Here is a 24,775-nt window from a genome sequence, read left to right on the forward strand (position 1 = left end):
CGCGGATGGCAAAAAAGGAAGGCGGCGGCAAAGCGCTGCCGCCTTCGGTGTTGTCTTACTTCACCACGTAGGGCAGCAGGCCGAGGAAACGCGCACGCTTGATCGCCTGGGCGAGTTCGCGCTGCTTCTTCTGGCTCACAGCTGTAATACGCGAAGGAACGATCTTGCCACGCTCGGAAATGTAGCGCGACAGGAGCTTGATGTCCTTGTAGTCGATCTTCGGCGCATTCGCACCCGAGAACGGGCAGGTCTTGCGGCGGCGATGGAACGGACGGCGGGTCGGGATCTGATTGATATCAACCATTTATTCTGCTCCTTCACCGGCTTCGTTGTCACGTGGACGACGCGGACGACGCGGACGGTCGTCATCGCGGCCGCCGAACTTGTTGTCGTCACGGTCACGACGATCGTCGCGGCGTGCGAGCATGGCCGACTGGCCTTCCTCGTGTTCTTCGACGCGGATCGTCATGAAGCGCAGGACGTCTTCATTGATGCGCTGCTGGCGCTCGAGTTCTGCTACAGCCGCTGCCGGAGCAGTGATGTTGAGCAGCGAGTAGTACGCCTTGCGGTTCTTGTTGATACGATAGGTGAGGGCACGCAGTCCCCAGCTTTCGATACGCCCGACTGATCCGCCATTGGTCTCGATGATACCCTTGTACTGTTCTACAAGCGCATCGACCTGCTGCTGCGAAATGTCCTGTCGGGCAAGGAACACATGTTCATAAAGAGCCATTGTCTTTGCCTTTCTTCGTTAGTATTGCCCGGTATCAACGGTAAACCTCTGCGAATCTCTCTGCCGGAAGACCGGGGAAGAAAGGACGCTGATGGAGACGATCGAGAGCGGAGACACGGGAGGCTGAAGCTTTACACTTCGACGGATACTCGATCCGGCCCTCCGTTCAGCCCCCAGCTGACGCCGAGCAATGAACGGGGGGCTTATACGGGCAAAAGGTCGAAGAAGCAACCCGCTCGCCAAGAATATTCGACGAGGCGGAATTTGCGGAGCGAAGGCGAAAGCGACCTCCGCAGCAGAACTACTACCCTTTCCGTCAATATAGCAATAGGCCCAATACTGTGGGCTGTCCTGCCACGGCAGTATCAAAGCTTGACTTCGCGCTTGCCGATAGGCACATCGCGCGTCAGATTGACAAGCGAGCCAACCATTGGAGGCCCCTTCCATGTCCATAGCATTCACTTTCCCGGGTCAGGGGAGCCAGGCCGTCGGCATGGGAAAGGCGCTGGCGGAGAATTTCGCCGAGGCGCGTGCCGTATTCGACGAGGTGGATGAAGCGCTCGGCGAGAAGCTCTCGACGATCATCTGGGAAGGTCCCGAAGAGACGTTGACCCTCACGGCCAATGCCCAGCCCGCTTTGATGGCCGTTTCCATCGCGGTCCTGCGCGTCCTTGAGGCAAAAGGTGTTTCGCTGAAGGAGAAGGTCTCATACGTAGCCGGTCATTCGCTCGGCGAATATTCTGCCCTCTGCGCTGCCGGAACCTTCTCGCTTTCCGATACGGCGCGGCTCTTGCGTATCCGCGGCAACGCCATGCAGAAGGCTGTTCCCGCCGGCGAGGGCGCCATGGCTGCCATCATTGGGCTCGAACATGAGGATGTCGAAGCCGTTTGCCGCGAGGCTTCCGCCGAAGGACCCGTGCAGATTGCCAATGACAACGGCGGCGGGCAGCTCGTGATTTCCGGCGCGAAGGCGCCGGTTGAGGCCGCTGCGGCCCTGGCCACGGCAAAGGGGGCGAAACGCGCCATCATGCTGCCTGTCTCCGCGCCCTTCCACTCGGCGCTGATGGCGCCTGCCGCCGAAGCCATGCGCGAAGCGCTGGCCGCTGTGCATAAGAATGATCCGATTGTTCCGCTCATCGCCAATGTGCGCGCGGCGCCAGTCACATCCGCCGATGAGATTGCGCGCCTCCTCGTAGAGCAGGTTACCGGCCAGGTCCGCTGGCGTGAAACCATAGAGTGGTTCGGCGAGAATGGTGTTACCACGCTTTATGAGATCGGCGCGGGCAAGGTGTTGACGGGCCTTGCTCGCCGCATCAACAAGGACATTTCCGGGGTCGCCGTCGGCACGCCGGAAGACATCGATGCGGCGGTCGCCGTGCTTAACGCTTGAGACAAGAGGAACACACGATGTTTGATCTTACCGGCCGCAAGGCGCTCGTGACTGGTGCGACGGGGGGTATCGGCGAGGCGATCGCGCGTGCGCTGCATGCACAGGGCGCGACCGTCGGATTGCATGGCACCCGCGTTGAGAAACTGGAATCGCTCGCTGGCGAATTCAACGACCGCGTCAAGATATTTCCAGCCAATCTTACCAACAGGGATGAGGTCAAGGCGCTCGGCGAGAAGGCAGAGGCCGATCTCGAAGGCGTCGATATCCTCGTCAACAATGCTGGCATCACCAAGGATGGACTGTTCGTCCGTATGAGCGATGCCGATTGGGACAGCGTGCTCGAGGTCAATCTGACGGCGGTTTTCCGGCTGACGCGCGAACTGACGCACCCGATGATGCGTCGCCGCTATGGCCGTATCATCAACATCACGTCGGTCGTCGGCGTTACCGGCAATCCCGGCCAGACCAATTATGTCGCCTCGAAGGCCGGTTTGATCGGCTTCACCAAGTCGCTGGCGCAGGAAATCGCCAGCCGCAATGTTACCGTAAACTGCGTCGCGCCCGGTTTCATAGAATCGGCCATGACCGACAAGCTCAATGACAAGCAGAAGGAAAGCATCATGTCGGCCATTCCGATGCGCCGCATGGGCACCGGCAGCGAGGTTGCTTCGTCGGTTGCATTCCTTGCCAGTGCCGAGGCTGCCTACGTGACCGGTCAGACCATCCACGTCAATGGCGGCATGGCAATGATTTGAGCCGTTACCGCACGGTATCGGTGGGTATTGGTCCCAATCACATTTATGAGATTGAGGCTGTGAATAAAGCGTGATAAGTCGCGCACAAGTTTGGGCAATCAAACCGATTTGATGCCCTTTCAATTCCGCAAGGAAAAAGCCGCAAGGGTGGGTGTTTTGGCTGCTGAACAGGGTAAAGCAACCATCTTATTGCTTGATTAGAGTCATCCGTGCCGCTAACCAAGGCATAGGGAATAACAACAGGTTGAGGTTTCCACATGAGTGATACTGCAGAACGCGTCAAGAAAATCGTCATTGAACATCTGGGCGTTGATGCCGAGAAAGTCACCGATGGTGCGAGCTTCATCGACGATCTGGGCGCCGACAGCCTTGATACTGTCGAGCTCGTGATGGCTTTTGAAGAAGAATTCGGCGTCGAGATCCCCGACGATGCTGCTGAGACGATTCTGACTGTCGGCGATGCGGTCAAGTTCATCGACAAGGCACAGGCCTGATTTTCGTTCGGCTCGCCACCGCGCGGATGGTGATGTAAGGTGTTCTGCCTTCCTCGTTCATGCGTGGAGCCGGAAATAATCATGTTGCATATGACATTGAAGGATCGGCCATGAGGCGTGTTGTCATAACCGGCCTTGGGCTGGTGTCTCCTCTCGCATCCGGTGTTGAAGCCACCTGGTCTCGGCTGCTTGCCGGGCAAAGTGGGGCACGGCTTGTCACGGAATTCGAAGTTGATGATCTGCCCTGCAAGATCGCCTGCCGGATTCCGGTGGGCGACGGCTCAGATGGGACGTTCAATCCGGATGATTGGATGGAACCCAAGGAGCAGCGCAAGGTCGATCCGTTCATTATCTACGCCGTAGCCGCCGCCGATCAGGCACTTGCCGACGCCAAATGGGCGCCGGAGAGCGATGAGGATCAAATTCGCACAGGCGTGCTGATCGGGTCCGGCATTGGCGGACTGGAGGGTATTGTCGAGGCGGGTTATACGCTTCGCGACAAGGGTCCGCGGCGTATCTCGCCGTTCTTTATCCCGGGCCGCCTGATCAACCTCGCTTCCGGCCACGTTTCCATCAAGCACAAGCTGCGTGGCCCCAACCATGCTGTTGTTACGGCCTGCTCGACCGGTGCGCACGCAATCGGCGATGCTTCCCGTCTGATTGCCTTCGGCGACGCCGACGTGATGGTGGCTGGTGGCACAGAATCGCCAGTCAGCCGCATTTCGCTTGCCGGCTTTGCTGCCTGCAAGGCCTTGTCCACTTCCCGCAACGATGATCCCACGGCCGCTTCGCGGCCGTATGACGAGGATCGTGATGGCTTCGTCATGGGCGAGGGCGCAGGCGTTGTCGTTCTCGAAGAGCTGGAACATGCGCTGGCCCGCGGAGCGAAGATTTATGCCGAAATCATAGGCTATGGTCTTTCCGGCGACGCCTTCCATATTACCGCCCCCTCTGAAGACGGCGAAGGTGCGCAGCGCTGCATGGAAATGGCCTTGAAGCGCGCTGGTATCACACCCAACGACGTCGACTATATCAATTCGCATGGTACCTCGACGATGGCTGATACTATCGAGCTTGGTGCGGTCGAGCGCGTTGTCGGCGATGCCGCGTCGAAGATTTCGATGTCTTCGACGAAATCGTCGATTGGCCACCTTCTCGGCGCGGCAGGTTCGACGGAGGCAGTGTTCTGCGCATTGGCCATTCGTGACAACATTGCGCCTGCTACGATCAACCTGGACAAGCCGTCGAAGGAAACCAGGATCGATCTCGTTCCGCAAAAGCCGCGCGAACGCAAGATCGATATTGCCCTGTCCAATTCCTTCGGCTTCGGCGGCACGAACGCCTCGCTCGTACTGCGGCGTTATCAACAGTGATGGAAGCATGGCGGGGGCGCTCATTCGCGCTTTCGCCATATTCGCAATCGATTCTACCGCCTTTAGGTCCTGACCCTAGAGCAAAGGATATCAAGAGGTGCTTGAGTGAGCTCAGATCAACAATCTGGAGACGCAAACGCCGGCAACCCGCCGGCACGTAAGCCGATTGTCCCGCAATCGGCTTCCGAGGCTTTGCGTCCTGAGCCGGGCACGCCGCCGCCTGCGCCGAAAAAACGCTCGCGCCGCGCCCGCAGTCAGATTGTCGTGTTTGCGAATTTTCTTCTCTCGCTGGTCGTACTCGTCGTTTTGGCCGCTGCTGCTGCGGTGTATTTCGGCAAGATAGCCTTCAACGAGGCGGGACCTACCGAGGTTACAACCAACTACGTTGTAAAGAGCGGTACCGGTTTTGCTGAGATTGCTGACGGGCTTGAACGCCGGGGCATCATTTCAGATGCGCGTGTGTTCAAATATGCCGTGCGCGCCTATGGCTATCAGAACGACATGAAAGCCGGCGAATATGAGATCAAGGCCGGCGCTTCCATGCACGAGATCATGGAGCTGCTGCGCAGTGGCAAGTCGGTTCTTCATTCCCTGACTATCCCTGAAGGCCTGACCGTCGAGCAAATTTTCGAGCGTATCCGCGAGGACGATGTTCTGACGGGCGATCTCCCGGCCGTGTTGCCAGCAGAAGGATCGCTCTTTGCCAATACCATGCGCTTCTCACGTGGCACGACGCGTGAAGAGATCGTGAAGAAAATGCAGGCTGACCAGAAGAGGCTTGTCGAGGACATTTGGGAACGCCGCGATCCTAACGTGCCGCTGAAGACGATCGATGAGTTCGTAACCCTCGCTTCCATCGTCGAGAAAGAGACCGGAAAGGCCGATGAACGCCCGCGCGTTGCCGCCGTCTTCATCAACCGCCTCAACAAGAAAATGCGCCTGCAGTCGGATCCAACGATCCTCTATGGTCTTTTTGGCGGCAAGGGCAAGCCTGCTGACCGTCCGATCCTCAAGTCAGACCTGGAACAGCCGACGCCCTATAACACTTACACGGTGAATGGATTGCCGCCCGGCCCGATCGCCAACCCCGGCCGCGATGCACTCGAGGCTGTTGCCCATCCATCGCATACCAACGAGCTTTATTTCGTTGCCGATGGCACCGGCGGGCACGTATTTGCTGCGACGCTTGAAGAACACAATGATAATGTGAAGCGCTGGCGCGAGGTCGAGAAGAATCGCCTGGATGAAGCCGCCAAGGCTGCGACAGGCGACAAGAACGCCACAACGGACGTCGACAGCAGCAACTAAACTGAAGAGCCCGATTTGAAGCCGGACTCCAGGGGGAACAATGTCACTGCAAAGCATGACGGGATTTGCCCGTCACCTCCGCAATACTGCCGGCGCACAGATTTCCTGGGAGATCAAATCGGTGAATGGCAAGGGCCTGGACGTGCGGTTTCGGCTGCCGACTGGGCTCGAGTCGATTGAGCAGAAAGCGCGCAATTTTTTCGCGCAGCATTTCAAGCGCGGCAATTTTCAGGCTGCGTTGACCGTCGATCGAATCGTCAGCACAGGCCGGACCCTTCTCAATGAAACGCTCCTGAAGGAATTGGCCTCCATCGCGGCACATCTGCGCGAAGAATATGGTCTTGCGCCTTCGACACCGGAGGGTTTGATGGCGTTGCGCGGGGTGCTCGACGTGCCGCAGGACGTGATTGCGCCAGGCGACCAGAGTGAACTCGAGAGCGCCGTTCTTGCAGTGCTCGACGAAACGCTCATCGAACTCGCGCACAATCGCCAGGCTGAGGGCAAGGCGCTTGGCGAGATACTGAGGGTCCAGATCACAACAATAGAGATGCTGGTGCAGCAGGCGCGACTTGATCCGAGCCGCTCGCCCGATGCCATACGTGCCCGGCTTGCCTCTCAGGTCGCGCTTCTGCTCGATGCGGCACCAACGCTCGATGAGGCACGGCTCCACATGGAAGCCGCCTTTCTTGCCACCAAGGCAGACATCCAGGAGGAGCTCGACCGGCTGGAAATGCATGTTGCATCGGCGCGCGCGCTGCTGAAAGAAGGTAACGGCGTCGGGCGCAAGCTCGATTTCCTCACGCAGGAGTTCAACCGCGAGGCAAACACACTCTGTTCCAAGGCGAATGCGGCATCGATCACGACAATTGGACTTGACCTGAAGGCCGTTGTGGATCAATTGCGCGAGCAAATTCAGAATCTGGAGTAATCATGTTCAACAGCATCAAAAGACGCGGTCTCATGCTGGTCCTGTCGTCTCCTTCGGGTGCGGGAAAATCAACGCTCGCCCGGTTGTTGCTCAATGATGCAGGACTGAAACTCTCACTCTCGATCAGCGTGACCACGCGGCCGCGCCGCGCCAGCGAGATCGACGGAGTGCATTACCACTTCATCTCGGTGCGTGAATTCGAACGCTTGCGCGACAGTGACGCGCTGATCGAATGGGCGGAAGTTCACGGCAATTTTTACGGGACGCCGCGGGAAGCGGCCGAAAATGCCCTGGCGGATGGTCAAGACATGCTCTTCGACATCGACTGGCAGGGCGCCTTGCAACTGCAGGAAAAGATGAAGGGTGACGTCGTGAGCATCTTCATCCTTCCACCGTCCATGGCCCATTTGAAGCAGCGTCTGCACCGTCGCGCCGAGGATACGGAAGATGTCATCGAAATGCGCCTGCGCAATGCGCGCAACGAGATCGAACGCTGGCGTTCCTACGACTATGTCGTCGTCAACGAGGACCTCGACGAGGCATTTCATCAAGTTCAGTCGATTGTCATTGCGGAACGGCTGCGGCGGGACCGTTGCCCGGGCCTCTTCGACTTCGTGAGCGGCCTGCTCGAAGAAAAGCTTTAGCCTCGCTCAAACGACATTTGCCAGCGCAACGAATTCTTCGATCGAGAGGGTTTCCGCGCGGCGTGTCGGATCGATTCCCACTTTCTGAAGCAGTGCCTCGCCGCCAAGCGGCTTGATGCTCTGTCGCAGCATCTTGCGGCGCTGTCCGAATGCTGCCTGCGTAACACGGCCGAGTGTTGCCGCATCGCAGGCAAATGGTGACTGTCGCGGGACGAGGTGAACGACCGATGATGTCACCTTGGGCGGCGGAGTGAACGCCTGCGGGGGGACGTCGAACGTGATTTTCGCTTCGGTTCGCCACCCGGCTAGAACGCCGAGGCGTCCGTAAGCGTCGGAGCCCGGTCGCGCCACGATCCGCTCGGCCACCTCGCGTTGGAACATCAGGGTCAGCGACGCATAAAAGGGTGGCCAGGGCTCGCTGAGCAGCCAGCCGACCAGCAACTGCGTGCCGACATTGTAGGGAAGGTTAGCAACGATCTTTACCTCGCGGCCATTCGCCAGTTCTCTGAAATCGACCTCCAGCGCATCACCGGGTATCACCCTCAACGCGCCGGGATAGTGGTCGCCTATTTCCGCAAGGGCGGCCAGGCAGCGCTCGTCGCGTTCGATTGCGACGACATTGGCGCCTTGCGCAAGCAGCGCGCGCGTGAGTCCCCCAGGACCTGGGCCGACCTCGATGACAGTCCGCCCGGCCAGATCGCCGGCCTGGCGCGCAATCTTGGCAGTCAGATTGAGATCGAGCAGGAAGTTTTGGCCGAGCGATTTCTTCGCCATGAGGCCATGGCGTTCAATGACATCCCGCAGTGGGGGGAGGCTGTCTATGCTCATGCGGCCGGGCGCTTCTGTTGTAGGCGCCTGGAGTGAAGCTCGCCGGCCAGCCGCAATGCAGCGATCAGGCTGTCAGGTTTGGCCTTTCCCGTGCCGGCTATGTCGAAGGCCGTGCCGTGGTCCGGTGATGTGCGGACAAAAGGTAAGCCAAGTGTAACATTCACGCTGTCATCGAAACCCAGCGTCTTGACAGGGATCAGCGCCTGATCGTGATACATGCAAATGGCAGCATCATAGGTGGCTCGGGCCGCGGCATGGAACATGGTATCGGCGGGAAGTGGCCCTCGCGCGTCGATCCCTTCGCTGCGCAGTGTTTCGACCGCTGGACGGACGATCGTCTCGTCCTCCACGCCCATGCTGCCACCTTCGCCCGCATGGGGGTTGAGCCCGGCAATTGCCAGCCGGGGATTTGTAATTCCGAACTGGCTTTTTAACGCGCGAGCAGTAATGCGGCAAACGTTAAGGATCGTGGCCGTATCGAGCAGCGACGCGACCTTGCTCAGTGCAATGTGGATGGTGACCGGAACCGCGCGCAGTTCGGGTCCCGCCAGCATCATGACCGGGGTTACCGGATGGCCGAGATGTTGACTGGCGAGATGAGCAAGAAATTCGGTGTGTCCGGGATACTTGAATCCAGCTTCGTAGAGCGGTTTCTTGGCAATTGGGCAAGTGACGACCGCATGGGCGTCGTCGGCAAGCGTCAGGCCCACGGCGCGCTCGATGGCCTCAATCGTCGCCGCTGCATTTGCAACAAGGGGTACGCCGGGCTTGTCAATCTGCTGGTTCCTGAGCGGCACGACCGGCAGCGCCCGTTCGAAGGTTTTCGCAGCCGTTTTCGGGGTCGCGAGCTCCAGCACAAGGTCAACTCCCAACCTCTCGGCTCGCGCGCGAATGAGATCTGGATCGGCAAGGAGGAAGAATGCGGGAACGTGCATCTGTTCACGCAAGAGCCACGCTGCAATGGAAATATCGGGTCCAATGCCCGACGGATCACCGGAACTAACGGCGAGTGCGGCATTCATGCGCGTGCAATCCGATCATTCGTTGACGATTTTCGCCTTGCTGCGCAATTCCTCGATGTATTTCTTGTCGACTGCTTCGGCCGTGGCATCCTTCTTGCCGTCACCGGATGCCTCCGCAGCCTCTTGCGAAAACACCATACGAGCGACGCGGTCGTCAGACACCTGCCGCGAGGAGCAAACGCCGAGAAATTCAACGCCCTTATCCGTATCGAGCGTCGTCGTCGCTTGGCCGACGGGGGTCGCGATGACTTGCTTCGACCATTCCGGCGGCAATTCCTGCTCGACGAACTTGCCGAGATCACGCACGGTCACGTCGAGCGTACCCTTGGCTATATCGCGCGTCGTGTTGCAGCCGTTGAAGCGGGCACGCAAGGCATTTGCTTCGCCGCGTCGCTTGGCAATGATGCCGCGATTGTTGGCAGGAACCACGAAAATCACCTGTTGCAACTGGTATTCCGTCGAAACCGGCTTCTTGCCGCCGTCCTTGAGCATGCGCTGGACCGCATCCTGCTCGGATACGCGCACACCGCCCTGGGAACGATTTCGAGTGGAAAGCGCACGGCCCCAGCTCATCTGAATGCGGATAAATTCCTTGAAGTGGGTGGGCGTAACACCGGCCTTGTCGAGAATCGTATTGAGCTGATCGATCGACATTTTGTTGTTGGTAGCAAAACGCGCATAGGCGTCGTTTACTTCGCCGTCGGAAACGAGAAGATTGAGCCGTTTCAATTCCTGCCGCTTGAGCGCTTCCGTCGTAAGGTCATCCCGTGCTTCCTGATTGAGGTTGCCCTTCCTCTTCTGCAGTTTCAAAAACGCTGCGCGCTTGGAAATATCGTAATCGGTGATCGGGATGCCGTTGACGATAACTTTGACTTCGCTCGCAGCAGCCGGCAACGTTATGCCGCCCAAGAGAGCAGAGCTCAAAGCGGTAGCAATAGCTGCTACAAGAATATGTTTCCTCGCCATCATTCCACTATATCCGATCATAGGCCATTCTTGCCGAATGGATGGTAGTCTTATTGGTTCTCGTGTCACTCTATTGTCGCTCTACTAAGGCAAAAGCATGACTAGCCGCACGTCAGCCAGTCATGCGAGCGATCAGATGCCGCCGATATCAACCGGCTTGCCAAATTCCCACAGCGTCCGGAACGAGATATTGAAGCCGAACTTGGTGGTCTCGTCGCCCTTGTCGCCCGTCGATGTGATGGGCTGCTCCTGCTGATAATACATCACATAGGTGAAACATTCATCGTCGTAGGCGAGGGCGGCCGTGCGCTTGACGAGCGCTTCATGGAAGATGTCATAGGTGCCGGCGCCCAAAAGACGCCAGTTCTGTGTCATCTTCAACGATCCGCCGACTGTTGCCTCGTGGCGATCGTCCTCGAAGCCATAGGTCGGCTGCGCGTCGATGAATGCGTATTTCACGAAGAGCGCGCCATACTTGCCGGTTTCGGTGCTGGCAACTTCGGCGCGACGAACTTCAAACGTCTCCTTGTCGAACCGGCCACCGGTCGTAAGCGTGAAGCCGCCGCGATTGGCGCCGATCATTGCAACATAATCCGAGCGCGCCGATTGAAGGCCTGACTCAGCGCCGGCATTGACGAAATCGGGTCCGGCAAAGGAGTTCAGGCCACCAAGCTGAAAGGACTGCCCGGCGATGCCGTTGAGTGACCAGCCATTATTAAAGGTCCCGGAATAACGCACACCAAGGTTGGCGCGCGTGCCACCCTCGATCCGGTCATAGCCGGAGTATTTGTCACGGTCGAAGAGACTCGATGCATCGAAAACAAAGCTCTGGGCATCTTCGTTCGGCATCTCGCCATTGTAGGGCTCATCATTGCGCACGAAGAGCTGCGCGGTGGGCTCGAGAATATGCGTGGAACTCGTGCTTGAGAACAGGATCGGCCATTTGGTCTCCATGCCAGCCGTCGCCATTCCGCGAAAGGCCTCGGACCTGGTCACGCCGATTGAGTCGGAGTCGACATACATTCCATCGGCGCGGAGCGCGAGAATTGGTGTAATGACCAAGCCATTGTCGGCGATGAATGCGCGTTTCCATTCGGCTTCACCGGTGATACGGCCGTCATTTCCCTCAATGCCGGAAAGGTAGCCGGCACGGGTCAGGCCGATGGGTGTCGTCCCGTCTTCCTCATTGCGATGCAAATTTTGCAAGTTCACGTCGAAACTGAGCTCACCCCCTGCTACGGATTGCGGCAGGTAGTAAGCGTAATCGACGACCGGCAGGACATAGGGCTGCTTCGGCTGCGAAGAACCGTTCGGCGTCCCGTCTGGATTCTCATCCGGAATACTTTCCTGCACATGGAAGCGATACAGCCGTGCGTCGAAATAGTTGCGGTCGTTGAGACCGGTCAGGTAAATCTGATCGGTGATGTTATAGGCCGAATACCCTTCAATCCCGTAGCGATAGGCAAAGGACTTGTCGGATTGGGCCATGGCGTTCCAGCCATAGGACCAGCGCGGATTGATCTGGAACGCGCCAGTAGAACCGATCATGCCACGGTTCGTTTTCTGATCTTCCGGCTCACTGTCGGAGAAAGTGCCCGGATCCTGCTGGCTGATACCAGCGAGCCTGATGGTGTAGGCGCCGTTGGCCAGCCTGTGCCGCCATTCGACGTCGCCGAGGAACCCCTGTTTGGTATAGTACGTGCCCGTCGTCGTCAGATCGTAATTGGGCGCCAAGGCCCAGAAGTATGGAACGGTGATTCCGGAACCGAGCTCGCTCTCATGCTGATAGCTCGGCATGAGGAAGCCGCTCTTGCGCTTCACCGTCGGGTCGGCAATCTCAAATGACGGAAGGTACGCCAACGGCATGCCGAACATCTCGAAGCGTCCGCGCTCGAAGCGAATGGTCTTCTTCTTGCCGTTCCAGACGATTTTTTGGGCGCGAACCTGCCAGAGCGGCGGTCGGTCCGGCTTGGCGCGGCAGGGCTCGCACGCCGTATAGACACCGTTGTTGAAGGTGGTCAGTTCGCCGCCGATACGTTCGGCGCTTTCCGCAGCAAAGCGGGTATTGTCCGCGGCTTCCACGCGCAGGGTATTGACGAAGCCTTCGCGGAAATCGTCGGTGATGTCGAGATTTTCAGCATAGATGCGATTGCCGTCCTTCTCGACGAGTTCGACCTTGCCCATGGCTTTGAGGCGCCCGGTCTTCTCGTCGTAGGTAACCTGGCGCGCGACGAGCCTGTTGCCGTCATAGTCGATCTGCACGCCGCCGACGGCGGAGATCGTCTTGGCATTGATGTCATAGACGAGCTCATCCGATTCCAGCAGCAATTGCGCATTCGGATTCGTCTGGACATTACCGGTTAGCGCATCGGCGCCGCCCATCTGGGCATAGGCTGGGAGCGAAATCCCGCCCGCAAGGCATAATACCGCTGTTCCGCACGCAAGCCGTGCGAACCACGTCGGCAATACCGAGCGCGTTACATTCAATCCCACTCTAACCATCCTCCTTGTGCAATAAAAAGGAGACCCCAAAAAATGTCGCAATCAGCACAGGTGTCCATGCGGCAACGAAAGGCGGGACGAATCCAGCGTTCCCGAATGCCTTGACCACAACAGTGACGACATAAAGCACGAAGCCCGCAAGGACGCCACCCAGAATCATCGTCCCCGATTGTCCAAATCGAACAAATTTCAACGAAACGGTTGCAGCGATCAAAGTCATCGCCATCAGCAGAGCCGGCAAAGCCAGCAAAGACTGGAAATGCATGTCAAAAGCGTTGGCTGGATAGCCAAATGAACGAGCTGCGGCAATTTTGTTACGCAGCTCAAAAAAAGGAATCGTCTCGGGTCTCGCGAGGCTTTCTTCAACGAATTCAGGGCGAAGATGCGTCGGGATTCGAACCTCATCCTGTGAGACAGGCGTCGAGCCAAGGACGAATTTGGTGACGTTGCTGAGTTTCCAATAGCCATCTTCGAGGTCGGCGACCTTGGCGTCGAGACGCTCCAGAATGTCCTGATTCTTGTCGAGGCGGATGAACGTCGCGTCGACGAGACGCAACCCACGATTGACGACCGATTTCGCCCCGATGATGGTCTCCCCGTCCTCTGTTTTCTGCCGCAGCCAGGGTACCCGATCGGCCGACACGTCATTGGCTTTTCCAGCGCGCCAATTCGCCGTGATTTGCTCGCTCCGGTCGAAGCCCCATGCGGCCAAGGGATTGACGACCAGAATTGCCACAAGGCCAAACAGAAGCGCCCCGGTACAGGCGGGCAGGAGAAACTGCCAGGCGGAGACTCCCACGGAGCGCGCCACGACCAGCTCATATTTTCGGTTCAGCGAAATCAGCGTTGCCATCGCGGCAAACAGTGCAAGGAAGGGAAACACCTGCTGCATGATGTAGGGAACACGCATCGCTGAAAGGCCAAAGGCCTGAATCGCCGAATAGTCTGGCAGGGACGACAGCTTGCCGGACAGCTCGGTAAAGTCGAGGATCAAGGCGAGCGCAAAGCTGCCAAGCAGGAAGTACATCGTGATCTGCACATAGCGCAGGAAGAAGTAGCGCCCGAGTGTCCAGCCGATCATGAGCTACGCCCTCCACGCCCGCGACGGAAAAACTTGGCCCCGGCACCGGCAAAGGCAGACTGGGGGGCTGCAAAGAAATCGCGAACCCAGTTACTCCATTTTACCGGCACGCCGATCTGGCGATTGGTGGCGAGGGCATAGGTCGCCAAAATTGCCGCGCCAATCGGGAAGGCGAACAGCAAGGGCAGCACCGAGGCATTCTTGTCGCTACTTAGTCCGGCCGAATATCCAAGCCAGAAGGCGATGAGACTCAGTGTGATCGCGGTAAACGATGCCGAAACCCTGGCTTCGCGGTGCGAACGCGAATCCGCAGCGGCGGCGAGCGAAATCAAGGCAAAAACAATCGGATACATCCAGTCTGTCAGGCGTTTGTTAAGCTCGGACTGATAGCGCAGCGGGTGCTGCTGAAAATACTTGTCATTGGGATCGGGACTCAGGAGATAGGTCAGTGGCCGGTCCTTCGGGAAAAGCGTGACGTTATCGTCGTCCGCCGGCAGCATTGCCGCAAGATCGAGCGCATAGGTATTGAACTTGATGATCGAGACGTTGCCCGTCTGGACATCACGGCGATCGATCTCACCATCCTTCATGATCAACAGGTTCTGCTCGCCCGTATCGAATACCAGGCCGTCCTTGGCGTAATAGATAAGGTCGGTTGTTTTATCGCGGGAGTCTGAAACGAAGAGACCCTTGATCGCGCCATTCGCATCGCGGTTTTCGATTTGGAGGTAAAGGTCCTTGTCGATTTCCTTGAAGGTCCCCTGTTGCACGACGAGGTTGATGACGTCGGTGCGTGCCTCGGCCACCATTTGCCGCATATTCATCGATGAGTAGGGGACGATGAAATTGTTGATCAAGAAAGATGCGGCTGAAATGACCACGGCAAAGAGCAGCACAGGACGGATGACGGCTGAACGTGGCGCACCCGCAGCGTTGATGACGACAAGTTCCGAATCCTGATTCATGGTCGAAAGCGTCTGCGCTACGGCGATTACAAGAGCGAAGGGCATCACGATCGGAAAAGCCGCGGGGAGAAGGTTTGAACTGAATTTCAGGATGTAGAGGAAACTTTGCCCGCTGGTGGTCAGGAAGTTGATGCGGTTAAGAACCTGAACGATCCATGTAATACCGACCGCCGAGAGCAGAACGGAAAAAAACATGACGACGATCCGTCGCAAGATATATATCTCAATCAGGCGCATGTCATGTTTCGCACAAAGAGTTCCGCCACCTTGTTCGACCGACCGGCCGCAAACAACCGGCTGTTCAATCCATGCCATGGGCTACATGGCATTATTTTTGCCGCACTATGGGACGAACCCGTTACATGTTCAACAAACCCGACATATGTTCACTCTAGTCAGGCTTGGCTAAAAATAGGCGAAGAAAGCTGGTTAACAAGGTGTTAGTCAACGCTCTTTGCAACCACCCCTTCTTTCACCAGCTCTGGTGAATAGAATAATCACATTTTTGTTCGATCTGGAGATACCATGTCCAAACGCCCATCCATCAGTTTCGCAAAATATGCAGCCGTCGAAAAGGGCACTGCGATCTTGCTTGTTGCCGCAGAGGGCAAAGCCGCTGCAGAGGCCGAATCTGTCGTCGGGCCGGCACTGCTATCGCGTATCATCAATGTCTCGGATTTCAAGGGAAAACTCGCGGCGACGCTATCAACGGTTGCGCCTGCGGGCGAACTTGAAAGTCTCGTCCTCGTCGGAGTAGGGGATCCAGCCAAGCTCAAGGCCGATGACTGGCTGAAGATCGGGGGCGCGGCATTCTCGAAACTGGGTAAGGCAAAGGATGTCTCGGTGATCCTCGCCCTGCAGGGCACAGACATTTCAGCCGAGAACGCCGCAGAATTTGCCCTTGGCATGGTCCTGCGCTCCTATGCGTTCGACAAGTACAAGACCAAGAAGGGCAAGGGCGACGACGAGGCGAAAGAGAGCAAGTCAGCGGCAAACATCACCATCCATGTTTCCGATCCCCAAGCCGCGAAAAAGGCCTTCTCGGACGCTGACGCCGTTGCCGTCGGCGTAACTCTAGCCCGTGACCTCGTGAACGAACCGGCCAACATTCTTGGACCCGTGGAGTTTGCCGAGCGGGTCGAGGAGTTGAAGAAGCTCGACGTGAAGGTCGAAATTCTTAGCGAGAAGGATATGAAGAAGCTCGGCATGGGCTCGCTTCTCGGCGTGGCGCAGGGCTCTGTTCGGCCGGCGCGCCTTGCGATCATGGAGTGGCATGGCGGCAAGGGGAAGGAGAAGCCGATCGCCTTCGTCGGCAAGGGCGTGACTTTCGATTCCGGCGGTATCTCCATCAAGCCGGCCGCCGGCATGGATGAAATGAAGGGCGATATGGGCGGCGCTGCCGCAGTGACCGGTCTCATGCATGCCCTCGCGTCGCGCAAGGCCAAGGTCAATGCCGTTGGCATCATCGGCCTTGTCGAAAACATGGTGAACGGCGACGCGCAGCGTCCGGGCGATATTGTAACCTCGATGTCCGGCCAGACGATCGAGGTGCTGAACACCGATGCGGAAGGGCGACTGGTGCTTGCCGATGCCCTTTACTATTGCAACGACCGGTTCAGCCCGAAGTTCATGATCAACCTCGCAACACTGACCGGCGCTATAATGGTGGCGCTTGGTACCTATCGTGCCGGACTGTTTTCGAATGACGATACCCTGGCCGCACAGCTTTTCGATGCGGGCGAGGCAACGGGCGAGAAACTTTGGCGGATGCCGCTTGGTGACGAATACGACAAGCTGATCGACACCAAGAACGCCGACATGAAGAACATTGGCGGGCGTCATGGCGGTGCGATCATTGCCGCGCAATTTTTGCAGCGCTTTGTCGGCGATACGCCGTGGGCTCACCTCGACGTTGCCGGTACCGCCATGGGTTCGCCGACGACAGAATATAGCCAGTCCTGGGCCTCAGGCTTCGGCGTCCGGCTTCTCGACCGTCTGGTCAGGGACAATTTCGAGGGGTAAGTCCGGTGGAGGTCACACTCTACGGTTTGGATGAAAGCGTTTACACCCGGATCGTGCGGCTCGTCCTGCATGCGAAGGAGGTCGAGTTCACGCTTGTCGAAGCCGATCCGTTCGAAGGGGACGCACTGCCGGAGGACTATGATCTTCGGCACCCATTCAAGCGCATCCCGGCAATAGATGTCGATGGCGTACGGCTCTATGAGACGGACGCTATCGTCCACTATATCGACGCGACGGTAAGATCGGCGAGCTTGACGCCCGCAGATGCGGAAACGGCGGCGCGCATGCGCCAGCTGATGCGTATCGTCGATAATTACGCCTATCGGCCGCTTGTCTGGGGCATTTATGTCCCGCTGTGGTGGCGCGAGGGCCAGCAACCTTCGCGTGAAAGCATTGATGAAGGGCGCCATGTGCTCCGTGTTGTGGCGGGCTTCGTCAGCGCATCGCCTGGTGCCGGGTTTACTGACTTTACCTTGGCGACGTTCTATCTCGCGAGCGTGCTTGCCGCGACCGATAGTGTACCTGCCGGGTCGAAGCTCATTGACGAACAGCCGCGCTTGCGTGAATGGTGGAATAGTGTTCGAACGTTGCCGGTCATGGCGCTCACCCGTTCGAAACATACGAAATTCTGATCACCGAGATCCAATGACTGAAATCCTGTTCTACCACCTGACGGAATCGACGCTCGAAAACGCGCTTCCCGGCCTGATCGAGCGGTCGCTCGCCCGTCAATGGAAGGTGGTGATCCAGACGGGGTCGGAGGAGCGTCGCGACAGCCTGGACAACCATTTATGGACGTGGTCCGAGGCGTCCTTTCTGGCACATGCCACCGATCAGGAGCCGTATCCGGAGGAGCAGCCGATCATTCTGACGACCGGCGATGGTAATCCGAACGGTGCAACGGTGCGATTTCTCGTTGACGGTGCAACGCCACGCAATGTCGAGAAATACGACCGGCTGGTGCTCATGTTCGATGGCCACGACCAGCAGCAGCTCGAGCAGGCGAGGGCACAGTGGAAGGCCTTGAAGGCCGAGGGGCATACGCTGACCTACTGGCAGCAAAATGCCGAGGGACGGTGGGAGAAGAAAGCGTGAGCGCGTTTCGATGCGATTGATCCTGCTCCTAATTTTGTTGGCCGGCATTGTGCTCGGAGTGGCTTATCCTTGGGCAACGACCAATTTCTCCGGTGAGGAAATAGGGTCGTGGCGTGTTTACGATCGGCCAGGCCCTTACAAGCCGATCACAGTCAGACTCGACTCCAAGGACGCACCGGTCCGAGCCTTTGTCGACATGCAGCCATTACGAAACTTCGTGCCAACACAGGGACGAACTGCGCTTACGGCAGTCGTGACCCGGGAAGGCAAGGACGTTGTCGTCAACACTTTGGATTATCTGAACGCGAGGGTCGCCAACAAGGGCTCGCCGCAGGGGCCGCAGGTCTATCGGGAAAGCATCGGCGATATCGACCCGATAGAGCCCGGCAACTACACGTTCACGATCGGGCCCGGCGACTATGACGGGCTTGAGGTCGCGGGGGTCGACCTGATCCTCCGCCGCGGGGCACGGGCCATCGATTGGCGCATTGTGTCCGGTGGCGTCGCCTTGATCGCCATTGGCATTTTCGGCCTCATTCGCTCGCGAGGCCGTAAAACCGATGAAAAGGTGCCGCCACAACCGAAGTGGGGCCGATAATGGACCCATCGTTTCCGACAATCGTCACGAAGCGACTGCGCTTGCGTCAGTTCGAGCCCCGCGACGACCGCGGTCTCCACGCCTGCCTCGGCAATGAGCGGCTAATGCGCTACTGGGATTTCGTCGCCTGCGAAAACATGGATGAAACGCGGCGCTGGGTTCGCATCCTTTCCAAGACGACGTCGCCCTACGATTCGCTTGCCTGGGCGGTGGCTGATTCCAAAACCGATGAGTGCATCGGCATGGTCAATTATCACCACCGCGAGGCGCGGAACCACCGTCTTGAGATCGGTTATATTCTCAATGCACAATGGCATGGGCGCGGGTTGATGCGTGAAGCGGTGCAGGGACTGATGACCCATTGCGTCGACAATCTCAAAATACGGCGATTTGTGGCCATCATCCATCCGGACAATGCACCGTCGATCAGGCTGGTGACACGGCTCGGATTCGAATGCGAGGGTGGCCCTTTGCGGGATTACTGGCGAACTGGAAACACGTATATGAGCCCCATGCTCTATAGTTTCATTGCCAGTTGAGCCTCATCATTCGCCCTGGGCCTGATCCGATAGGCGCAACGCCGGGCGCCCTTCAGTATGTGTTCATATCGTTCGATCGTTGCGTCAGGACCAAGCGCCGCCTGGAATACCTCAAGCTCAGACCTGCATAGTTTCTGGCAGGCATTGGCGGCGACACAGATCGGGCAGTGGTTCTCAACGAGGATCATGTCGCCGTTCGACTCTCGGCGGGATTCGGCCATATAGCCCTCCGCTGAGCGGATCAAGGCCAGCAGTTCAACCTTCTCTTCGATGGACGAGATCGGATCGAGGGCGGTGCGATACTGGCTCAGCGTCGCTTGCTCGCGATGTGAGATCAGCCGGTCGAGGCCGGTCTCGCCAAATACTGCCGAAACCGACGTCAGTAGATCAGTGGTGAGGCCGGCATGGTTGTCGGGAAATTGCGCATTGCCGGTATCGGTCAAATGCCAGAAGCGCTTGGGCCGGCCAACGCTCTCGCGGCTATCCTCGAACGCGACGAAGCCATCATCTTGCAACCGTCCCAGCATTTGACGGACAGCTACGGCCGTGACATCCAGGCGGTTCGCCAATGCGGCGGCGGTCTGCGGCCCAGCCACTTTGAGCGAATAGAGCATGCGGTTTGTCGTGCGATCCTGCATGGGTGTACCTTACCAACATATATTGCCCTGAACTCGACGGTTGGTATTGGCCTTTGGGTCGTGCTCCTGATGCCGGTGGCGCAAGCATCGACTTCGGTTTACCTGGTGATGACGCTTCAGGATCTCTGGTCCTACGGTCCGACGAAAGCAGGCGCCTTTAATGCGACCTTCGCCATTGCCTGGAGCACTTGCGCGATCCTCATCGCAAATATCCAGAGTCCCACCCGCCGTGCCTTCATGATTCGACTTGGACCAGCGCTGCTTGTTGCCGGGCTCTCCGTGATCGTTGTCGGTTTCTCGCTTGATGTTCCGCTCGTCGTGATGCTGGGCCAGATGAGCATCGGCACCGGCTTTGGCGTGAGCTGGGGCTTTCTCAGCCAGAATGTCATGGAAGCTGCCCGAAGCGGCGAGCGCGATCGCGCTTCCGCGCTGCTCCCGACCCTGCAATCGGCAGGTTATGCGATTGGCGCGGCCGTGGCCGGTCTTGTCGCCAATGCATCGGGCTATCCAGAGGCGGCGACGCCCGACGCCCTGCGCGACGCGACGATCATGATATTCTCGGTTTCGGCGATCATTGGACTTGGTGCGATGATTGCGGGGTTTGCTCTGCCGCTGCGTAGAAAAAATCTGCTGGCGACTGAAATGCACAAGCCGCTATAGATTGCGGATGACAAGCGATGAGAATGATTTGAAAGCCGATCCCGCGATTGTCGGGACCTGGGTGAAGGGATGGGCGCTGACACGGCAAGTGGCGGCGCCGGTTTTCGAAAATGGCGGTTACCGCATTGAGGTCGGCTTGCCCGACCAGAAGCGGCGGCACGTCTTTGCCGCCTATTCCGATCAGGTCCGCCAACAGGCCGAGACGATATCCGAGCCATTCGTATTCTTGAAGGTTTGCGCGCCCCCCGAATTGGTTCGACCGCATCTGCCGGCGCATTGGCGGATTGAAGCCCCGGGATACATGATGCTGCTTTCCGGAGAAATGTCCGGTGGCAGTGCAGGCTTGGCCGATGGGTACAGCTTCTCCAGCCAGGAACTCGACGCTGGCGTGACGCTTCTCAACATTCTGGATTCCGCCGGCGAGGTAGCTGCAACCGGACGCATTGCGTTTCCCGGCGAGCTTGCAGTCTACGATCGCATACGCACGCATGACAATCACCGCCGACGCGGGCTAGGGCGTGCAATCATGAAGCAGTTGGAAACGCTCTCGCACGAGAATGGTTTTCGCCATGCAGCCCTCGTCGCGACGCCGGATGGCCGGGCGCTCTATGAAACATTGGGCTGGAAGCTGCACTCCCTCTATACGACGGCGCTCATCCCGCCGGTGACGTAGGCGCTCGCGCGACTACTGCGCCAGTTCCGCCATGGCGTCTTCGTAATCACTGGAGAGCGCCAGCCATTCCTCTTCAGCCCTGGCGAGCGAGGTCTTGGCATAGCCGATTTCCTTGCCGATCTGCGTCGCCTTGGCGGGTTCGCGCGAATAGATCACCGGGTCGGCCAGTTGCGCTTGCAGCGTGTCGATTTTCTTCTGGAAGCGCTGGACCTGAGCCTCGGCCTCCTGAATTTTCTTCTGCAAGGGCTTGAGCGCTTCGCGTCGCTGTGCCGCGAGTTTGCGTTGCTCGGCCTTGGTGAGCTTCTGCCCCTCGTCCGCAACGATCTTGCCGTTGCCCGCGCGTTCGGCCTTCGCATCAGCAAGGACCAGTGAGCGATAGGCGTCGAGATCGCCATCATAGGGCGCCACACCGCCGTCGCGAACGAGCCAGAGGCGGTCCATTGTCGCCTCGATCAGATGACGGTCGTGGGCAATCAGGATCACCGCACCATCGAAATCGTTGAGCGCATACATGAGCGCTTCGCGACTATCGATGTCGAGATGGTTGGTTGGCTCGTCGAGGATGAGCAGGTTCGGGCCGTGGAAAGTCGCGAGCCCCATCAGCAGGCGCGCCTTCTCGCCGCCCGAGAGATCCTTGGCCGCCGTGTTCATCTTGACCGTCGCAAGCCCCATCTGCGCGACACGGGCCCGGACTTTCGCTTCAGGCGCGTCCGGCATCAATTTGCGCACGTGCTCGATCGCATTGTCCTCAGGCACAAGATCGTCGAGCTGATGCTGGGCGAAGAAGGAAATCTTGAGATTGGGTGCAACGGTCATGCGGCCGTTTTGCAAGGGAAGGCGCCCGCCGATGAGCTTTGCCAATGTCGACTTGCCGTTGCCGTTCGATCCGAGGAGGGCAATGCGGTCATCCGCGTCGATGCGCAGATTGAGATGACGCAATACGGGCTTGCCCGGCGTATAGCCGACTTCGCCATGTTCGATGGCGATGATCGGAGATGCCACGACCTTTTCCGGCTCGGGAAAATGGAAGGGACGTACATGGTCCTCGATGACGGCGGCGATTGGCTTGAGCTTCTGCAATGCTTTCAGACGCGACTGCGCCTGCTTTGCCTTCGATGCTTTGGCGCGGAAGCGCTCGACAAAGGCCTCCATGTGCTTGCGCTGCGCCTCCTGCTTGGTGCGCTGCTTTTGTTGCAGTTCGAGTGCTTCGCTGCGCAGTCGCTCGAACTGGTCATAATTGCCCTGCCAGAGCGTCAGCTTGGTCTGGTCGAGGTGAATGATCGCATTGACCGATGAGTTCAAAAGGTCGCGGTCGTGGCTGATGAGGATAACGGTATGCGGATAGCGCCGGACATAATCTTCCAGCCAGAGCGTGCCCTCGAGGTCGAGATAGTTGGTCGGCTCGTCGAGAAGAAGGAGATCGGGTTCAGCGAAGAGGACCGACGCAAGCGCCACCCGCATACGCCAGCCTCCTGAGAAGGACGAGGCAGGCCGCTTTTGCGCTTCCGCATCAAAGCCGAGACCGGAAAGGATCGCCCCGGCGCGCGCCTCCGCCGAATGCGCGTCGATGTCGGCGAGCCGGATATGGATATCTGCGATGCGGTGCGGGTCCGTTGCCGTCTCGGCTTCCGCCATGAGCGCGCTGCGCTCCGTATCGGCGGCAAGCACGATCTCGATGAGCGAATCCTCGGTGCCCGGCGCTTCCTGCGCCACTTGGCCGATGCGAACATTCTTCGGCAAGGAGAAATCGCCCGTCTCGGCGTGGAGTTCGCCGGTGATGACCTTGAAAAGCGTCGACTTGCCGGCGCCATTGCGTCCGACCAGTCCGGCCTTGGTGCCGGAAGGCAGATTGAGGCTGGCGTGATCGATCAGCAGGCGGCCGGCCATGCGCACGGATATATTGTCGAGAATAAGCATGGCTGCGCTTTTGCACGGGAAATGCCATTTTCGCAAGCCGGTCCTATCGGAGATCGCTCCGAAAGGGCCGGAAAATGGCGTCAGGAATAGGGACGGCCCTCTTCTGTCCGCTGAAACTGGATCAGATCGAATGATGGCGCCGACTTGCCGAGCGCGGTCAAAATGGCATGGGCTTGGCCGCGGTGATGCGTCTGGTGGTTGAACAAATGCGCCAAGGCGGGGGCAAGCCGTTGGCTGATCGTCCGCATGTCGCTCACTGTCGTATAGGTGAAGCGCCCGGCAATAGCGGCGGCATCGAGCCTGTTGACCCAGTCGATGAGGCGGGCATCCTCTTTTTCGCGCGCGGCTCTAAGATCGTCCAGTCGATTGAAGAGTATCGCATCTAAAGCCTTTGGCGCTTCGCCTTCGCCGGTAAACCTGAAAAGCCAGATCCGATCGGTAGTGAGCAGATGATTGAGGGTGCCGTGCATTGATCCGAAGAAGGCGCGCATATCGCGGCGATACTCCTCGTCATCAAGCTCGGCGGCTATGGCGTAGAGCCGCTCGTTTGCCCACCTGTTGTAGGCCGCGAACATGCGAAAATGCTGTTCCATTACGTTGACTTTCCGCCGTTAAGAGTCAGTCTTGCTGACATATTATCCGAAGGAAGGCGTCTTGCCATGGGTATTATTCTGCACGAACTCGTTGGTGGCGACAAAACGCGACCCTTCAGCCCGCATTGCTGGAAAACGGTGATGTCACTCGCGCACAAGGGTCTGTCTTTCGACCGGAATACCATATCCTTCCGTGACATTCCGCACCTCGAGAATGGCTACTCGGCCAAAGGTGCCGATAATCCGCGACGGCGAAAAGGTTGTTGCAGATTTATTTTCGATTGCCCTTTACCTTGAAGACAAGCATCCGGAACGTCCGTCGCTTTTCAAGGGCGAGGGCGGCCGCGCAATGGCCCGCTTCGTCGAAGGCTGGTCACAGATGACGATCCATCCCTATGTCAATATCGTTATCCTAATGCCGGTGCATGATATGCTTGACGCTGCGAACCGGGCCTATTTCCGTGAAAGCCGCGAGAGGATATTTGGCCGCAAGCTCGAGGAGGTCGCTGCTGACCGCGATGCCAAGCGTGACGGTTTCATCCGAAGCCTCGAACCCATGCGCAAGATGTTTCACTCGCAGCCGTACATCGGCGGAGATGAGCCGCTGTTCAGCGATTACATCGTTTTCGGCGCGTTCCAATGGGTAAGGGTGCTGACACCCTTCAAATTGCTCGATGAGGGCGATCCGGTCCTTGACTGGTTCGAGCGATGCCTTGACGTTCATGGCGGGATTGTCCACGAAATCGCGGCGGCCGCCTGAGGCCTCGTCCCCTTTATATCGAGCAAGCCCTTGGCAAAAGACCTGCCTGCGGCTATAGGGTCGCCACCAATTTCCCTCATGACAAGGTTTTATTCCCATGGCGATTGAACGCACTTTCTCGATGATCAAGCCCGACGCGACCCGTCGCAATCTCACCGGTGCCATTACCCAGAAGTTTGAAGAGGCTGGCCTTCGCATTGTTGCTTCCAAGCGCGTATGGATGAGCCGCCGCGAGGCAGAAGGCTTCTATGCAGTTCACAAGGAACGCCCGTTCTTCGGTGAACTCGTCGA

The 24,775-nt window shown here is 58.3% G+C and carries 26 protein-coding genes and 1 pseudogene; 16 read left to right on the forward strand and 11 right to left on the reverse strand.

Features of this window, described 5'->3' with window-relative positions; translation table 11 throughout:
• Window positions 1-55: 55 nt before the first annotated feature.
• Window positions 56-304: a 30S ribosomal protein S18 gene (gene rpsR, locus AAAB35_RS07455; RefSeq protein ID WP_027229803.1), complete on the reverse strand. Its 249-nt coding sequence runs from the start codon at window positions 302-304 to the stop codon at window positions 56-58.
• Window positions 305-733 carry a 30S ribosomal protein S6 gene (gene rpsF, locus AAAB35_RS07460; protein ID WP_340667582.1) on the reverse strand — a complete coding sequence of 143 codons (429 nt, stop codon included), beginning with the start codon at window positions 731-733 and terminating at the stop codon, window positions 305-307.
• Between the two features lie 445 nt (window positions 734-1,178).
• On the opposite strand from rpsF, the gene fabD reads away from it, so the two are divergent.
• The 7 genes from fabD (at window position 1,179) to gmk (ending at window position 7,625) form a co-directional block, all read left to right on the forward strand.
• Window positions 1,179-2,123 (forward strand): ACP S-malonyltransferase, encoded by a 945-nt coding sequence (fabD, locus tag AAAB35_RS07465; RefSeq protein ID WP_340667583.1) that lies wholly within the window; start codon window positions 1,179-1,181, stop codon window positions 2,121-2,123.
• Between the two features lie 17 nt (window positions 2,124-2,140).
• On the forward strand, window positions 2,141-2,878 hold the full coding sequence (fabG, locus tag AAAB35_RS07470) for a 3-oxoacyl-[acyl-carrier-protein] reductase (protein WP_340667584.1): 738 nt from the start codon (window positions 2,141-2,143) through the stop codon (window positions 2,876-2,878).
• 257 nt (window positions 2,879-3,135) lie between these two features.
• Window positions 3,136-3,372 (forward strand): acyl carrier protein, encoded by a 237-nt coding sequence (locus AAAB35_RS07475; RefSeq protein ID WP_008128530.1) that lies wholly within the window; start codon window positions 3,136-3,138, stop codon window positions 3,370-3,372.
• Between the two features lie 110 nt (window positions 3,373-3,482).
• Window positions 3,483-4,745, forward strand: coding sequence for a beta-ketoacyl-ACP synthase II (gene fabF / locus AAAB35_RS07480; protein WP_340667586.1), 1,263 nt, complete (start codon window positions 3,483-3,485; stop codon window positions 4,743-4,745).
• 105 nt (window positions 4,746-4,850) lie between these two features.
• The gene (mltG, locus tag AAAB35_RS07485; protein WP_340667587.1) at window positions 4,851-6,053 is read left to right on the forward strand and encodes an endolytic transglycosylase MltG; all 1,203 of its coding nucleotides are present in this window, start codon (window positions 4,851-4,853) and stop codon (window positions 6,051-6,053) included.
• 40 nt (window positions 6,054-6,093) lie between these two features.
• A complete protein-coding gene (locus AAAB35_RS07490; RefSeq protein WP_340667588.1) occupies window positions 6,094-6,981 on the forward strand; it encodes a YicC/YloC family endoribonuclease in 888 nt (295 codons plus the stop codon).
• Window positions 6,982-7,013: 32 nt separating this feature from the next.
• Window positions 7,014-7,625, forward strand: a complete 612-nt coding sequence (gene gmk / locus AAAB35_RS07495) for a guanylate kinase (protein WP_340667613.1) — start codon at window positions 7,014-7,016, stop codon at window positions 7,623-7,625.
• A 6-nt stretch (window positions 7,626-7,631) separates the two neighbouring features.
• Here the strand turns inward: gmk and rsmA are convergent, their stop codons facing one another.
• The 6 genes from rsmA to AAAB35_RS07525 form a co-directional block, all read right to left on the reverse strand.
• The gene (gene rsmA, locus AAAB35_RS07500) at window positions 7,632-8,453 is read right to left on the reverse strand and encodes a 16S rRNA (adenine(1518)-N(6)/adenine(1519)-N(6))-dimethyltransferase RsmA (protein WP_340667589.1); all 822 of its coding nucleotides are present in this window, start codon (window positions 8,451-8,453) and stop codon (window positions 7,632-7,634) included.
• Window positions 8,450-9,475, reverse strand: a complete 1,026-nt coding sequence (gene pdxA / locus AAAB35_RS07505; RefSeq protein ID WP_340667590.1) for a 4-hydroxythreonine-4-phosphate dehydrogenase PdxA — start codon at window positions 9,473-9,475, stop codon at window positions 8,450-8,452. Before pdxA ends, rsmA begins: the two co-directional genes overlap by 4 nt.
• A gap of 15 nt (window positions 9,476-9,490) precedes the next feature.
• Window positions 9,491-10,444 carry a peptidylprolyl isomerase gene (locus AAAB35_RS07510; protein ID WP_340667591.1) on the reverse strand — a complete coding sequence of 318 codons (954 nt, stop codon included), beginning with the start codon at window positions 10,442-10,444 and terminating at the stop codon, window positions 9,491-9,493.
• Window positions 10,445-10,573: 129 nt separating this feature from the next.
• Window positions 10,574-12,934 (reverse strand): LPS-assembly protein LptD, encoded by a 2,361-nt coding sequence (locus AAAB35_RS07515; protein ID WP_340667592.1) that lies wholly within the window; start codon window positions 12,932-12,934, stop codon window positions 10,574-10,576.
• A gap of 1 nt (window position 12,935) precedes the next feature.
• A complete protein-coding gene (lptG, locus tag AAAB35_RS07520) occupies window positions 12,936-14,024 on the reverse strand; it encodes an LPS export ABC transporter permease LptG (RefSeq protein WP_340667593.1) in 1,089 nt (362 codons plus the stop codon).
• Entirely contained in the window at window positions 14,021-15,304 is a 1,284-nt protein-coding gene (locus AAAB35_RS07525; protein ID WP_340667594.1) for an LptF/LptG family permease, read from the reverse strand. The genes lptG and AAAB35_RS07525 overlap by 4 nt, the downstream gene beginning before the upstream one ends.
• Window positions 15,305-15,514: 210 nt before the next feature.
• On the opposite strand from AAAB35_RS07525, the gene AAAB35_RS07530 reads away from it, so the two are divergent.
• Genes AAAB35_RS07530 through AAAB35_RS07550 form a run of 5 tightly spaced genes read left to right on the forward strand, consistent with a single transcriptional unit; the run spans window position 15,515 to window position 19,243 of the window.
• Window positions 15,515-17,011, forward strand: a complete 1,497-nt coding sequence (locus AAAB35_RS07530; RefSeq protein WP_340667595.1) for a leucyl aminopeptidase — start codon at window positions 15,515-15,517, stop codon at window positions 17,009-17,011.
• Between the two features lie 5 nt (window positions 17,012-17,016).
• Window positions 17,017-17,643 (forward strand): glutathione S-transferase family protein, encoded by a 627-nt coding sequence (locus AAAB35_RS07535; protein ID WP_340667596.1) that lies wholly within the window; start codon window positions 17,017-17,019, stop codon window positions 17,641-17,643.
• Window positions 17,644-17,656: 13 nt separating this feature from the next.
• Window positions 17,657-18,106, forward strand: a complete 450-nt coding sequence (locus tag AAAB35_RS07540; protein ID WP_340667597.1) for a DNA polymerase III subunit chi — start codon at window positions 17,657-17,659, stop codon at window positions 18,104-18,106.
• A gap of 10 nt (window positions 18,107-18,116) precedes the next feature.
• Window positions 18,117-18,704, forward strand: coding sequence for a hypothetical protein (locus AAAB35_RS07545; protein WP_340667598.1), 588 nt, complete (start codon window positions 18,117-18,119; stop codon window positions 18,702-18,704).
• On the forward strand, window positions 18,704-19,243 hold the full coding sequence (locus tag AAAB35_RS07550) for a GNAT family N-acetyltransferase (protein WP_340667599.1): 540 nt from the start codon (window positions 18,704-18,706) through the stop codon (window positions 19,241-19,243). Before AAAB35_RS07545 ends, AAAB35_RS07550 begins: the two co-directional genes overlap by 1 nt.
• Here the strand turns inward: AAAB35_RS07550 and AAAB35_RS07555 are convergent.
• Entirely contained in the window at window positions 19,222-19,881 is a 660-nt protein-coding gene (locus tag AAAB35_RS07555; RefSeq protein ID WP_340667600.1) for a metalloregulator ArsR/SmtB family transcription factor, read from the reverse strand. The two genes, AAAB35_RS07550 and AAAB35_RS07555, sit on opposite strands and share 22 nt — an antisense overlap.
• A gap of 69 nt (window positions 19,882-19,950) precedes the next feature.
• Between AAAB35_RS07555 and AAAB35_RS07560 the strand changes: the two genes are divergently transcribed.
• Entirely contained in the window at window positions 19,951-20,541 is a 591-nt protein-coding gene (locus tag AAAB35_RS07560; protein WP_340667601.1) for a hypothetical protein, read from the forward strand.
• 28 nt (window positions 20,542-20,569) lie between these two features.
• Window positions 20,570-21,214 carry a GNAT family N-acetyltransferase gene (locus tag AAAB35_RS07565; RefSeq protein ID WP_340667602.1) on the forward strand — a complete coding sequence of 215 codons (645 nt, stop codon included), beginning with the start codon at window positions 20,570-20,572 and terminating at the stop codon, window positions 21,212-21,214.
• A 12-nt stretch (window positions 21,215-21,226) separates the two neighbouring features.
• On the opposite strand, the gene AAAB35_RS07570 is transcribed toward AAAB35_RS07565, so the two are convergent.
• Together AAAB35_RS07570 and AAAB35_RS07575 are read right to left on the reverse strand one after the other, a co-directional pair.
• Window positions 21,227-23,131: an ABC-F family ATP-binding cassette domain-containing protein gene (locus AAAB35_RS07570; protein WP_340667603.1), complete on the reverse strand. Its 1,905-nt coding sequence runs from the start codon at window positions 23,129-23,131 to the stop codon at window positions 21,227-21,229.
• An 80-nt stretch (window positions 23,132-23,211) separates the two neighbouring features.
• Window positions 23,212-23,724: a DinB family protein gene (locus AAAB35_RS07575; RefSeq protein ID WP_340667604.1), complete on the reverse strand. Its 513-nt coding sequence runs from the start codon at window positions 23,722-23,724 to the stop codon at window positions 23,212-23,214.
• Window positions 23,725-23,790: 66 nt separating this feature from the next.
• Here AAAB35_RS07575 and AAAB35_RS07580 point away from each other — a divergent pair.
• Together AAAB35_RS07580 and AAAB35_RS07585 are read left to right on the forward strand one after the other, a co-directional pair.
• A pseudogene (locus AAAB35_RS07580) lies at window positions 23,791-24,484 on the forward strand (glutathione S-transferase family protein).
• 97 nt (window positions 24,485-24,581) lie between these two features.
• Window positions 24,582-24,775 (forward strand): nucleoside-diphosphate kinase (locus AAAB35_RS07585; RefSeq protein ID WP_340667605.1); only part of this gene is annotated, 194 nt, incomplete at its 3' end.

Source organism: Phyllobacterium sp. (assembly GCF_037994425.1).
Lineage (GTDB): Bacteria > Pseudomonadota > Alphaproteobacteria > Rhizobiales > Rhizobiaceae > Phyllobacterium.